The organism is Pseudoalteromonas sp. DY56-GL22, from assembly GCF_041414715.1.
GTDB classification, from domain to species: Bacteria; Pseudomonadota; Gammaproteobacteria; order Enterobacterales; family Alteromonadaceae; genus Pseudoalteromonas; species Pseudoalteromonas simplex.
The window spans coordinates 179,650-192,457 of record NZ_JANHZR010000001.1; the positions used below are offsets into that span (position 1 = coordinate 179,650).

General features: G+C 40.9%; 16 protein-coding genes. 10 read left to right on the forward strand and 6 right to left on the reverse strand.

Translation table 11 applies throughout. The annotated features are described in order from the left end of the window. Nucleotides 1–52 precede the first annotated feature (52 nt). Nucleotides 53–415, forward strand: coding sequence for a MerR family transcriptional regulator (locus NO991_RS00745; protein WP_054553508.1), 363 nt, complete (start codon nucleotides 53–55; stop codon nucleotides 413–415). A 127-nt stretch (nucleotides 416–542) separates the two neighbouring features. Here the strand turns inward: NO991_RS00745 and NO991_RS00750 are convergent, their stop codons facing one another. Further along, on the reverse strand, nucleotides 543–1,442 hold the full coding sequence (locus tag NO991_RS00750) for a LysR family transcriptional regulator (RefSeq protein ID WP_138617906.1): 900 nt from the start codon (nucleotides 1,440–1,442) through the stop codon (nucleotides 543–545). A gap of 101 nt (nucleotides 1,443–1,543) precedes the next feature. Here NO991_RS00750 and NO991_RS00755 point away from each other — a divergent pair, with 101 nt between their 5' ends. From NO991_RS00755 to NO991_RS00775, 5 genes are all read left to right on the forward strand, one after another. Beyond that, nucleotides 1,544–2,443, forward strand: coding sequence for an EamA/RhaT family transporter (locus NO991_RS00755; protein WP_371351541.1), 900 nt, complete (start codon nucleotides 1,544–1,546; stop codon nucleotides 2,441–2,443). Nucleotides 2,444–2,506: 63 nt separating this feature from the next. Continuing rightward, nucleotides 2,507–3,475 carry a hypothetical protein gene (locus NO991_RS00760; RefSeq protein ID WP_371351542.1) on the forward strand — a complete coding sequence of 323 codons (969 nt, stop codon included), beginning with the start codon at nucleotides 2,507–2,509 and terminating at the stop codon, nucleotides 3,473–3,475. A gap of 37 nt (nucleotides 3,476–3,512) precedes the next feature. Beyond that, nucleotides 3,513–3,911 (forward strand): hypothetical protein, encoded by a 399-nt coding sequence (locus tag NO991_RS00765; protein ID WP_371351543.1) that lies wholly within the window; start codon nucleotides 3,513–3,515, stop codon nucleotides 3,909–3,911. A 344-nt stretch (nucleotides 3,912–4,255) separates the two neighbouring features. Next, complete coding sequence (locus NO991_RS00770) at nucleotides 4,256–5,227, forward strand: calcium/sodium antiporter (protein WP_371351544.1); 972 nt, start codon at nucleotides 4,256–4,258, stop codon at nucleotides 5,225–5,227. Between the two features lie 35 nt (nucleotides 5,228–5,262). After that, the gene (locus NO991_RS00775) at nucleotides 5,263–6,099 is read left to right on the forward strand and encodes a mechanosensitive ion channel family protein (RefSeq protein WP_138602278.1); all 837 of its coding nucleotides are present in this window, start codon (nucleotides 5,263–5,265) and stop codon (nucleotides 6,097–6,099) included. Nucleotides 6,100–6,153: 54 nt separating this feature from the next. Here NO991_RS00775 and NO991_RS00780 read toward each other — a convergent pair whose 3' ends face one another. Beyond that, nucleotides 6,154–6,489, reverse strand: a complete 336-nt coding sequence (locus NO991_RS00780) for a zinc ribbon domain-containing protein YjdM (protein ID WP_054553514.1) — start codon at nucleotides 6,487–6,489, stop codon at nucleotides 6,154–6,156. Nucleotides 6,490–6,661: 172 nt separating this feature from the next. On the opposite strand from NO991_RS00780, the gene NO991_RS00785 reads away from it, so the two are divergent. The 4 genes from NO991_RS00785 (at nucleotide 6,662) to NO991_RS00800 (ending at nucleotide 8,708) form a co-directional block, all read left to right on the forward strand. Next, the gene (locus tag NO991_RS00785; RefSeq protein ID WP_138617898.1) at nucleotides 6,662–7,114 is read left to right on the forward strand and encodes a thioredoxin; all 453 of its coding nucleotides are present in this window, start codon (nucleotides 6,662–6,664) and stop codon (nucleotides 7,112–7,114) included. An 82-nt stretch (nucleotides 7,115–7,196) separates the two neighbouring features. Continuing rightward, entirely contained in the window at nucleotides 7,197–7,784 is a 588-nt protein-coding gene (locus NO991_RS00790; protein ID WP_371351545.1) for a DUF4202 domain-containing protein, read from the forward strand. Between the two features lie 20 nt (nucleotides 7,785–7,804). After that, nucleotides 7,805–8,320 (forward strand): zf-TFIIB domain-containing protein, encoded by a 516-nt coding sequence (locus tag NO991_RS00795; protein ID WP_054553516.1) that lies wholly within the window; start codon nucleotides 7,805–7,807, stop codon nucleotides 8,318–8,320. Then, entirely contained in the window at nucleotides 8,313–8,708 is a 396-nt protein-coding gene (locus tag NO991_RS00800) for a DUF805 domain-containing protein (RefSeq protein ID WP_300361735.1), read from the forward strand. The genes NO991_RS00795 and NO991_RS00800 overlap by 8 nt, the downstream gene beginning before the upstream one ends. A 427-nt stretch (nucleotides 8,709–9,135) precedes the next feature. Here the strand turns inward: NO991_RS00800 and NO991_RS00805 are convergent, their stop codons facing one another. The 4 genes from NO991_RS00805 to bamB form a co-directional block, all read right to left on the reverse strand. After that, entirely contained in the window at nucleotides 9,136–9,435 is a 300-nt protein-coding gene (locus NO991_RS00805) for a hypothetical protein (protein WP_371351546.1), read from the reverse strand. Between the two features lie 148 nt (nucleotides 9,436–9,583). Beyond that, nucleotides 9,584–9,964 (reverse strand): VOC family protein, encoded by a 381-nt coding sequence (locus NO991_RS00810; protein WP_187489350.1) that lies wholly within the window; start codon nucleotides 9,962–9,964, stop codon nucleotides 9,584–9,586. Between the two features lie 115 nt (nucleotides 9,965–10,079). Beyond that, complete coding sequence (gene der, locus NO991_RS00815) at nucleotides 10,080–11,549, reverse strand: ribosome biogenesis GTPase Der (protein ID WP_054553521.1); 1,470 nt, start codon at nucleotides 11,547–11,549, stop codon at nucleotides 10,080–10,082. Nucleotides 11,550–11,624: 75 nt separating this feature from the next. Beyond that, nucleotides 11,625–12,803 (reverse strand): outer membrane protein assembly factor BamB, encoded by a 1,179-nt coding sequence (gene bamB / locus NO991_RS00820; RefSeq protein ID WP_054553522.1) that lies wholly within the window; start codon nucleotides 12,801–12,803, stop codon nucleotides 11,625–11,627. Between the last annotated feature and the right edge of the window lie 5 nt (nucleotides 12,804–12,808).

The following is a 12,808-nucleotide window of genomic DNA, read 5'->3' on the forward strand; positions in this document are numbered from 1 at the left end:
GAATGCGTTGAGCATAAACTGTGGAGCTTACTCTACAGTCAAGCGTATTTTTATGAAAACCAAGCAAGTCACGCAATTAACCGGCCTCACAAAAGACACCATTCGTTTTTATGAAAAAGAGCAGTTGATCCCGCCACCTTCAAGAGATGTGAATGGCTATCGTATTTATAGTGAAAAAACAGTTGAGCAGCTCAACATGATCACAATGGCTAAAAACCTAGGCTTCACTTTAAAAGAGATTAAAGATCTCACACAGCTACTTGGCAAAAACAACTTAACTCAGCAAGCTATGGCCGCCAAATTGATTGAAAAAAGTAAAGAAATAGACGCCAAAATCACTGAGCTGACGAACATAAAAACCTTAATCGACCATGCGTTAAAAGGCATGTGTGAGTATAAAGATAAGTTAAGCTAATCACGTTTGGCATATAACTAGCTCTAAATAAAATAGTTTTGAATTGGTCTTTATTGCTGGTGCTATATAAATGATTCAATGTAAAGCAATCAATTCTACGCGATATAAAATCGTCGCTACAATTTTGCTAACTTGCTAAAAATTCATTTTTTAGCCATGCGATCAATTGTTGAATGCTGGTATGTTTTAATTTGTCAGCTTTGCAGGCATAGAAAAATGACTGCTGCGGATGGATTACTGCATTGCCTAGCTGCACTAATTCGCCATATTCGAGCTTTTCTAGAACAAATTGCTTATGGGTAACCAGTAGGCCAAGTTCTCTCGTTACAGCTTGCAATGCTTGAGCTGTGGTTTCAAAAGATCGGTTTTTTTGTGTTTTAGGGCAGGCAATGTGGTTATGCTCTGCCCAAATCTGCCAGTTATTGTTTCTGCGTGCATTAAGCACTTGAATGGCGGGAAAGCGGTTTAATAGTTCATTGATGTTGTTTGTAGTTTCTGACTTTAATAATGACGGGCTGCAAACTAAAACAAGTTCATCATCTGCTAATTTCTCACAGTGGTACTTTTGCCAATTTTGCGGATCGCCTTGAAAAATAGCCATATCGATATTGCGTCTTTCGAGATCAACATCACCTACAAAGTTTGATAAGCGAATATCTAACTCAGCATAACAATTTTGTAGCTTATCAACTCGTGGTATCCACCAATGTAATGCCAAAGAGTTCACCATGTTGAGTGAAATTGAATGATGATCTTTGTCTTTATTTTTAACCTCTTCGCTTGCTGAAATGATGGCCTGAACGGCGGGCGAAACGCGCTGATAATAAAGTTTCCCAGCATCATTTAAATACACTTGTCTGCCAACCCTATCGAAAAGTTTTACCTCAAGCTGTTGCTCAAGAGACTTGATAGCTTGGCTGATAGCCGAGTGACTAACGTGAATTGAATCTGCGGCTTTAACCATGCTGCCAGTCTCTGCAACAGCAATGAAACTGTATAAGGATTTGAGCGGGATATTGTGTTTCATATGTTAGTTTTTCTTACATATTAATGCGGTTTTATTCGCTTTTTTATAATTTCAGCAGAGCGTATCGTGAGTGTCATCTACTCGCTTTATAAACAATGTAAATGAATATTAGTCACCGCTCTAGTGCGTTAATGCTGCTATCTACCCTCACTCTAGCACTGAATGGACTGGTTACCCAGCTGTTAACCCCCATGCTGCCAATTATTTTACTGTTATTCTTAAGGTTGCTCTTACCTGGTTGTTTAATGTTAGCAACAGCGCGAGCACGGTTTTGGCATTATGTTAGTTTTTCTGCATTAAAAAATGTGATGCTACGTGCTGTTTTTATCACCTTGTGCCAAGGGTTTTTTATTTTAGCGCTTTACAAACTTACGTTAATTGAGGCAGTTGTGTTGTTTAGCACCGGGCCTTTGTTTATCCCACTGCTTGAAAGTGTAGTGTATAAGCGAGAAATCGACTTGTTTGTCGTGCCGACTTTGTTGTTAATGATGATAGGGCTGATCATTCAAAGTATGACCGACCAAGGGATTACGTTACGTTGGGAGCTATTAATTGGTCTGGCAGCTGGCTTTTTTAATGCTTGCTCGCAATTGTGTTTATTTCAAATTAGTAAAGAGAAAACCCCGGTTCTGGTTGCCAATGGTTTTTGCTTTTTAATTGCAGCACTATTCAGTACGCTATTTTTCATTCTGCCGCTGTTTGTTGGAGGGCTAAATGCTGAGCTCGCAGCAGGCAGCTTGGTGGTTGAGAGTGCTTGGTTAATGTTAGGTTTATTAGTGCTATTAGCGGTATTTAGTAGTGCTACGCAATACTTTAGAAGCTCTGCATATAAACTAGTTACTACCGGCTCTGAACTAGCGCCGCTGATTTATACGTCAGTGGTGTTTTCATATCTTCTACAGTTAACCATTCTAGATAGCCCGGTAAATGGGCAGCAATTAGTTGGGATTAGTTTTATTGTTATTGCTTGTTTAATGCAAACAAAGCGAAACCGCAGTTAAGTTTCGCTTTCACCACTGTTTTCTTGTAACTTACTGAGCAACAAAAATAATAAGTAGGTTGTTATGTCTGGGTATGCTTTTGTTAGGCAAGGAGTAAAGCCATTTTTAATTGTGGTATTGTTGTTCGTTATTTATATATATTCTTCACGAGAAGCTGCAATTTTTGCAACCAATTCAGAGTCATCAAATGATACAACAGCTTCGCAGCACGTTGAGGCACAAGCAAACATATCAGCCACAAAGCCTGATACGAGTTTGTTAGCTGATGAATCTGCTGAGCAAGGGAGTGAAGCCAATGATAGCCGTGAATTTATTATCAAAAATGCACCGAAATGGCGTTTTGATGGTGTGTTTATTGACCATTTTACTGAGCTAAAGCAACGCGCTAAGCAAGGTGATGCTGAGGCTAACTATCTCATCGCACAAAATCTTAAGTATTGTTTTAATGCTCCTTTAGATGCTGAGGCGCTTGAGGCAACATTAGCCGAAAGCTATGAGTTTAGCGATGCTGGTGATACGCAAAACCGTGTTTTAGAAAAATATGAGTATTGCCAAGGGGTTGATTTAGCAACGCGGCGGTCTTTTTACCGTTATTTGGCAATGGCAGCAGAACAGGGCTCTGCCTTTGCGCAGCAAACGTTTGCTGGGCTAACTCCCGAATTTTACATGAAGTCGCAATTTCCTGAGAAGTTGTCACGTGCCGAGTTCATCAAAAATCGTGATGGTTTTAAAGAGCGTAAAACCGTATTTTTAGAGCAAGCTGCGAAGCAGGGCAGTGAACAAGCGCTGATGAGTTTAGCGAGCATGTATTACAGCGAACAAGTTGGTGAGCATAGTGCAGCAAAAGCCTACGCTATAAATCGACTCATTATGGAAATCACGCAAAATAACGATGTGTATAATCGTTATGCGTGGTTTGAGCAAAGACAATACCCGACACTTTCAGATGAAGAGCTGAGTATCGCGAACAATTTGTTTGATCAATGGCTTTTGCAAATAAAGCAAAATGGTACATTATATCTAAAGCACTGAGTACCCAAAGAATTAATAACCCAAAGCAAGGATGGCAATGATGTTTGAACCAAACTATGCAAGTTACACTCTTGAAGAGTTGTTAGATTGCAAAGCGAATATAGACGCACAAGCATGGCCCGATCGTCTAAGAAACATCGAAAACGCGTTGAGTGTTTATGCCAGTCAATCTGCTGAGCACGAAAAGCAGTACAAACAAGCTGTGTTTAATGCGTATTGTGAGACGTTACGCCACGATCTAACCATCAGTATCGACGATAATATTCTTTGGTTTTTAAGGCCGTTTTCTAAGCGAGCTAAAGATATTACCCCCAGTACGTTTGCTGGCGAAGTTTGCCCACTTTGCAAAGGAAATCTTAACGCAACCACATGGGCTGCTGGCTGGCAATTGAGCTGTGAAAATTGTCAAGTTACAGGGATTGTTGTAGAACATTGAGCTTCTAAATAACAAGTAAAAAAGGAACAATTAGAGCTTTAATTGTATGACTTTTAGTTATATAGTCTTTACCTAACCTTAGGGGAGTAGTCTCTTAGATTAAGATGAACGTCAACAGTCTCCGAACCAATGTTCGTGGCGTTCATGTCCGCAAGCCGGATTGACAAGACCTAAGGCACGTATTGGGTTCAATGGGCGACCTTGATGCGTGTCTTATTGTTCTTCGCCCTAAGGAACCGTCTCGTGCTTGTTACATTTCTAGACCATTTATTTGGTTATTTCTGTCCTCTTAAATCGGTTTATTTATCACATTTTGCTTTGCAACCCTTCTGTTGGAGAGCACTATGAACTTGTTTATCCTTGCCATTTTAGTTGGTTTTGTATTGCTGATTTGGAGCGCTGATCGCTTTGTTGATGGTACAGCTGTAAGCGCAAAATATGCAGGTATACCTAGTTTACTCATTGGTATGATTGTGGTTGGGTTTGGTACGTCGGCTCCTGAGATGTTGGTATCGGCCATGGCTGCTGCTGATGGCAGCCCAGAGCTTGCTTTAGGTAATGCGCTGGGGTCAAACATTGTCAATATTGGGCTTATACTAGGGGTAACAGCGCTGATTGCCCCGATTGCTGTTCACTCTAATATCGTTAAAAAAGAACTCCCACTATTGCTTGTGGTGAGTGTGCTATTTGCATTACTGATTTTTGATGGTGGCTTATCACGTTTTGACGCAGGTGTATTGTTACTTGGATTTTTTAGTTTTATGGGGTGGAGTATTTATTCTGGCCTTAAAAGCAAAAATGACAGCTTAGCAACAGATGTTGAGCAAGAACTTAACGTGCAAACAATGTCACTTAAAGCAGCTATTGTTTGGCTGGTAGTTGGGCTTGTTGTACTCATTATTAGCTCAAGGCTATTGGTATGGGGGGCAGTCAGTATTGCTGAGATTATGGGTATTAGCGACCTCATTATCGGTCTCACAATTGTGGCACTTGGCACTTCGCTCCCTGAACTTGCAGCTTCAATTGCCGCAGCCAGAAAAGGTGAACACGACATTGCCATTGGTAATGTGATTGGCTCAAACATATTTAATATCTTGGCCGTCACAGGTATTGCAGGGATGATAGCGCCAGCTGATAACCTTTCACCGGATCTATTATCGCGAGATTGGCTGGCGATGTTCTCTCTTTCAATATTTTTATTAATTTTTGCTTATGGGCACCGAGGTATTGGCAGGGTAAATCGCGCTGAAGGTATTGGTTTATTGCTGATTTTTATTGCCTATAACGCATGGCTTTTCTTTTCAATTTATCAATAAATGCAATTTCGAATTTAAAAAAATCAAGGATCTTTATGAAACAAACCCTCAATGAGTTTTGGCTCAATAACTCAGAAACAATCATAGCGCTAGGGTATAAATTGATACTCGCAATTGTTATTTTAATTGCCAGTGCAGTGCTTGCTAAGTCAGTGAAAAAGGCTATAAAAAACTCCAACGCGACGCTTAAAAAAGTTGATAATACCTTGCTGCCTATTTTGTCGTCTGTGGCAGGCTATGCGGTGTATATTATTGGCGGGGTATTTATTTTAGATATCTTTGGCGTGAATACGGCAAGCCTTATTGCCCTAATGGGGGCGGCAGGTTTGGCGATAGGTTTAGCCCTTAAAGACACTTTAAGTAATATTGCAGCAGGCATGATGTTACTTATATTAAGGCCGTTTAAAGTTGGTGACTTTGTTGAAATAGGCTCGATGCAAGGTACTGTCTCTGAGGTAAACCTATTCACCAGTGTTTTTCAAACGATTGATGGTCTTTATATTGCATCACCTAATGGCATAGTGTGGGGTAACAATATTAAAAATTTCACCCGAAATGGCAAACGCCGAATGGATATTGTTGTGGGTATTTCATATGCCGATTCAATCGATGATGGCTTTGCGGTGCTAAAAGATATTGCCGCGAACGAAAGCCGTTTACTGAGTGAACCGGCGGCGCAAGTGATGGTGACAGCCATGGCTGAGAGTTCGGTGAATATTCAGCTAAGAGCATGGGCTAAAAATGAAGACTATTGGCAAACCTATTGGGATTTAAACAAACGTGTCAAAGAGTCAATCGAGAAAGCAGGCCTGACAATTCCTTTCCCACAACGTACTTTACACATACCTGAAGGCGTGGTGACAAAGAAGTAACTCTAGTAATGTTAGTAAGTAAATCTGGTTAGTCGATTTACTTACTATGCTTCTTTAAGCTTTTTTAACAAACTTAGCGGTCACCATCATTTCACCTACGCCATCGACTTTACAGTCTAATTCGTGGTCTTTTTTATCTAGCACACGGCGGATCACGGCTTTGGTGCCAATTTTAATAACTTGCGAGCTGCCTTTAATTTTTAAATCTTTAGCAACGGTCACTTTGTCACCATCAGCCAATAAAGTGCCGTTAGCATCTTTCACATTGATCACATCATCGGTATCAACCGCATTGGGGTCCCACTCGTGAGCACACTCAGGGCAAACTAAATTGTTTTGATCTTCATACACGTATTCAGAGTTACATTGTGGGCAAGGAGGAAAAGACATAAATGGCACCATGGTTAATTATAAAAGCGTATTTTAATGGCTTATTCACAGCATTGCGAGTTTATCTAAAGCACCTCATAGAAAGTAAGTATGTGAAAACTCGCAATTGTAATGCTGGAGTGTTTTCGATAATTTGGTTATTGTGAGTTAATTAGAACAAAGAGCACTCACAATGAAAAAAGTTATTTATTTCGTTACCTTATTATTCTCATCATTCACATTTGCAACGACGTCGCCGTACAGTGGGGAAATTACCGCTGAGGATTTACTCGCACAGTATCCTGCTTTTGCTAAAGAATATAAAAACTATTCACCATCTGAGGATGATTTAAACACGATTAAAACGCTCAGTGGTAAACAAGTATTAGTATTTTTAGGTACGTGGTGTCATGACTCTAAGCGTGAAGTGCCTCGTTTACTAAAGTTACTTGATGGTTCGGGTGTAAAGCTGGGATCACTCCAATTAATTGCGGTTGGTTACGATAAGCTTGACCCTGATGGTTTAGCTAAGCAGTACGACCTTCGTTATACCCCAACGTTTATTGTAAGCTCTAACGGCAAAGAGTTACTTCGAATGATTGAAAAGCCTAAGCACAGCATCGCGATGGACCTTACTCGTTTGTAATAGAGTTGTTTGCTAGAGCAAAGTAGCTAAAGTAGTTGATGCTCATTATAATCATGGCTATAAACCAACTAGAGAATGTTATATGTCTCAAACTGTTATAGAAGCCATAGATGCAGCGAATGCTGCAGATCCCAATCGTGTTAAGCATGCTGGGCAAGCGTTAGCTAAAGAATCTTTATATTCTATGCGAATGACTGATATGCTTAACCGTTTTAATCCGCAAGCCGATGAACTAATGCATATTGCTGCACGGGGCCAACATATTGAACGCTGGCGCTCTCCTCGCAGTGACTTCCCTATGGGTAAGCAAGGTTATTATCAATGGCGCACTGCTTTATATGATTTTCATGCCGAGCGTGTAACAGCCCTTATGAAAACCGCTGGTTACTCAACGGGTGAATGTGAGCGCGTATACGCAGCCGTGGCTAAAAAGAATATAAAGCGAAACCCTGATAGCCAATTAATTGAAGACATCGCAAGCCTTGTGTTTATCGAACATTACATGCTTGATTTTGCAACTAGCAAGCCTGATTACGATGAGCAAAAATGGTTGGGTATTATTCGTAAAACTTGGCAAAAAATGTCAAACGAAGCACATGACTTTGTGTTAGCTGGTAACATCAGCTTACCTGAGCCGCTTAAACCGATAATTACAAAAGCGCTAAGTTAAATTTAAAACAAGGAAGGTCTATGTTTTGCCCGCGTACTAAAACAGCACTTGAAGCAGTGAGCATTGGCGATGTTAACGTGTATTTATCAAAAAGCGGTGGTGTATTTTTTGATAATCGACAAATATTCCACTTTAGCGATCCAAGTTTAAAACCAGCGCAAGTGCTGGTGGCTCATTTACAAACTCTGCCAACAGAATGCGTTGATTTAGCAAAGCGAATTAATTGTCCGAAGTGCCCTGACGTGGTGATGATGCGACGCTTTTTCACGCCACTAAAAGTGGTTGAAATAGACGAATGTCCAAATTGTGCGGCTATTTGGCTTGATCATGGCGAGCTTGAAAAAATACATGAAAATCATTTAACGCCAAAAGAGCGTGAAATGCTACGTATTGATATGGCCAATAATCATGGTTTTATTCAAGTTAAAATTCCCAAAAGGCGTTACTCGGTTCATGCTAAAAAGCCTGAGTCTAATGCAACGTCACCTTTAGAAAAACTAGCAGAACTTGCCTATTTATCGATTTTGAATGACTGATAATTTATATAAAACACCTGAAGCTGAGCTCACTCGCAAACCTGTCTATCTCTCGAAACCTCGAGATTTAGAGTTTTTTGATGTGATGTTCTCTTTTCATGGTCGCCTAAATCGAAAACAGTTTTGGTTCGTGCATGGGTTTTATCTTGTGATCCAAATAATTGCTGTAGTTGATATATTTTTATTTATTGGCATATTTATTTTATTTCAATGGCCACTAATGGCTTCTCAAGTCAAACGCTGGCACGATATTGGAAAGTCAGGCTGGAATTGCTTAATTTGGTTTGTACCTTTTGTTGGGTTAATTATGACATTATTTGAAGCAGGGTTAAGCAAAGGTCATTTGCTCAGGAATCAATATGGTAGTTCGCTTTACAGGGTAGAGTAAGTAAATTAGCGGGTTGTGAATTTTGTTTGATGGCATAAACTTTAAACCGAACTAAATAAATTGATCAGGTAACCTATGCTAATAACAATAATATTGGTTTCAGTGTGGGCGCTGTTAATGCTTTATGCTGCGAGAGCTGAGTATAAATACTATCAATCGGTTAAAACTATAGAGCCGGAACTGTGGCAACAACAAGGTGCGCCGCGATTTTTAAAAGTACCTATGGTGTTCGTATCTAAAAAGGGCTTAGCACTTTTAAATTCCACGGAGAACGAAACTGTGTGAGCGAATGCAAAAAACATCGCCAAGCCGGGATTTTGTTTCTTTCCTATGTGGGGTTGGTGCTGGTATTGGTAATCGTATTTTTAAACTTGCTTAATTTGAAGCCTGTACCAACTAAGATACAGGCTTTATTAGTTATTAAGTGTTATAGCTTAACCAGCATTTTTCCTTTATTTTTACTTTCGAACAGACCAAGAAATGCATCAACGGCATTTTCAATGCCGTGGTATACCGTTTCTTCAGATTTAACTTTGCCTTCGCTGATCCACGCACTCATTTGCTCAATAAACTCAGGGAACTGATCAAAATAATCAATCACGATAAAGCCTTGCATGGTGAGCTTTTTCGAGTTGATATAAAAGAGGTTGCTTGGCCCTGGCTGTGCAGTGTCGTTATTGTAACCTGAGATCATGCCACATACAGGAATACGGCCGTAATCGTTCATTACATTGAGTGCAACTTAAAGTTGATGCTGAAGAATTAACGGCTAAGTTAATGGCACGCTCAAATATGAGTTTGGAGCGAATCGAGTTATTACGCGAGTTAACCCTTGAGCTGCATACTGACCTAACAAAAACGGACCTTACAAAAAGCTAATCTTCTACTAAACACACTAAAGTGCCCTCAATAGCCCGAACATACGCATAATGCTGGGCGTCTTTTTTAGTGGGCGGGCATAATGGCTCAGCACCAGCAAGTACAGCTTTATCGTAACTTTCGACTAAATTATGGCAACTGAATCTTAGCTCAAAACCAAGAGCAGGCTGCTTTGGATGGGCGCGAATATACCCTTGCTTGAAATATGCTTGCGCATGCGGGTGGGTTGCAAAGGCAAGTTTTACAGCCCCTGTAACAAGTTCACCGTACTCAGCATCGTCACTGATATGATTGGTATTAAAACCAAATGCTTGATAGTAAAAGTCGAGTACTTCTTCTACGTTATCGACGTAAATAACCTGACTTAAAAAGTCCATTTATGCTGCTCTATTTATTATTCGTTTATTAAATAAAGCATAGTTTCAGCAATAAAAAAACCTTGTAAGTCATACTTACAAGGTTTTTGTAATACTTAAAGCTTAGTCGTAGTAACTAAGACTTGTTGCGGTTTTCTTTCGCAAATGCACGGATTTTACGTTTTTGCGATAAGGTCACTTTGTTGGTACGGCCAGCGTATGGGTTGTCGCCTTCTCTAAATTCAATTTTGATTGGCGTGCCCATAATACCTAATGCTTTACGGTAATAGTTCATTAGGTAGCGTTTGTAGCTATCTGGTAAGTCATGAACTTGGTTACCGTGGATCACGATACGTGGAGGGTTATAACCCCCTGCGTGAGCATATTTAAGTTTTACACGGCGACCGCGAACAAGTGGCGGTTGGTGATCGGCCTGTGCCATATCCATGATACGACGCAGCATCGCTGTGCTAATACGCTTAGTTGCTGATTCGTACGCTTCGTCTACTGATTCAAATAAATGACCCACACCGGTGCCATGTAAAGCAGAGATAAAGTGTAAACGTGCGAAATCGATGAAACCTAAACGACGGTCAAGTTCTGACTTAATACGTTCTTTAACGTAATCGTCTAGGCCGTCCCATTTGTTAACAGCCACAACCAATGAACGACCTGCGTTTAAGGCAAAACCTAGTAAGCTCAAATCTTGATCAGAAATACCTTCGCGCGCATCAACTACGAGTAATACCACGTTAGCATCTTCAATCGCTTTAAGGGTTTTGATCACAGAGAATTTTTCTACAACATCGCTTACTTTCTTACGTTTACGAACACCTGCGGTATCAATAAGAATGTACTCTTTGTCGTTACGTGTCATCGGAATATAAATAGAATCACGGGTTGTACCCGGCATATCGTAAACGATTACACGTTCTTCGCCTAAGATACGGTTTGTAAGTGTTGACTTACCAACGTTAGGGCGACCGATAATAGCAAGCTTTACTGGCTTATCAGCAAAGGCTTGCTGGTTGTCTTCGCCTTCTTCATCTTCGCTGTAAAGATCAACTAATTCGTCATCACTTTCTTCAAGCTCTTCAGCTTCGCCTGCAAGTTCGGCAATAACTGGCTGTAAAGTTGTTTCAAGTAGCTGCGTGATACCACGGCCGTGAGCCGCTGCAATGTGATGTACGTCACCTAAGCTTAACTGGTAGAACTCAGCACAATATGAGTCTGCATCAATACCATCGACTTTGTTTGCCACAACAAAACATTTCTTCTGTTGTTTACGAAGGTGGTTAGCAATCGCTTGGTCAGCGGCGGTCATACCTGCGCGGGCATCAACTAAAAATAACACGATATCGGCTTCTTCAATTGCCAGAAGCGATTGCTCAGCCATTTCAGTTTCGATACCTTGCTCAGAACCGTCAATACCACCCGTGTCTACCACGATAAATTCATAGCCATCGTAATCAGCTTGGCCATATTTTCTATCTCGTGTTAAGCCTGGAAAGTCGGCTACGAGGGCGTCACGAGTACGTGTTAAACGGTTAAATAATGTGGATTTGCCCACATTGGGTCGCCCAACAAGAGCGATCACGGGAAGCATAAACTACCTCTTAAAAAAACAACAAAAGGCTTCGCCAAGCGAAGCCTTAGAAAAATAACGTTTACTATTAGTAAGTTAGTTTGGAATTTTAACCGCGCTAACTTCACCATCTCGGGTGTATAAAATTAATTTGTCACCGGCAACAACAGGCTCAATAAAGAAACCTGAGCTGTCAAAGTCTTCGCGCGATACAAGCTCGCCCGTTTCTTTGTCTAACCAGTGTAGGTTACCTTCTTGGTCACCTAATGCTAAATATTTACCAGCCACAGTCGGGCCTGTTAAGTACCAGCCGCGCAGTGCTGGTTGGCTCCAGCGCTCAATACCTGATGTTTTATCTAGACTGTAAATAACACCATCGCTATCAACAACATAGATAGACTGACTATCCATCGATAGATCACGGTAGCTGCTATATTCACGTTTCCAAACAACATTACCTGATCGAATATCAACGGCTGCTAAGTTACCATTATAAGCGATTGCATAGGCGTATGGGCCGCTAATTAATGCTTGTGTATCTACATCAACTAAACGTTCAAACTCAGATGCACCCTTTGGAGAGGCAATTTCAGCACTCCATGCAGAGTAGCCGTTTTCTGAAATTAATACGCTCAATTTACCTGTTTCAAGACCTAGTAATACACCGCCGTTTGCCACAGTTGGTGAACTTTGACCACGTAATGTCAGTGGTGGTACTTCTTGTTCGAAGCGCCAACGTTCTTCACCTGTATCTGGGTGCACTGCTAATAATTTACCAGAGCCTAGGTTTACAAAGATTAAGCCGTCGCCTGCAGCAGGTTTAGCAAGTACTTCGCCAGGCATCGTTTTACGCCAAACAATTTCACCTGTTTCACGGTCTAGCGCGGTTAAGTAACCATGCTCAGAACCAACAAAAATTTTGCCGTAAGCTTGTAAAATACCACCCGATAACTTGGCACTTTCTGTGGTTTCCCAAGGCCAAAAGGCAGGGTTTTCACGCACATCGGTTTGCCATAGCGTATCGCCATTTTCAAGCGAAAGGGCTTCAACTTCACCTTCGCGGTTTGCTACATACACAACATCGTTATGAATAGCCGGCGTTAAGCGCGAGAAATAATGCTGAACACCGTCACCAATTGATTCTTGCCATACTACGTCTGTCTCAAACTGATTAACAATTTCAGGCAGTACCAGTTCTTCTTCGTCATCACTTGACGAACACCCAGTTAGGGTTGCGATACACAGAGCAAGTGTTGCCGCTGTTAACTTCTTCATCTTAA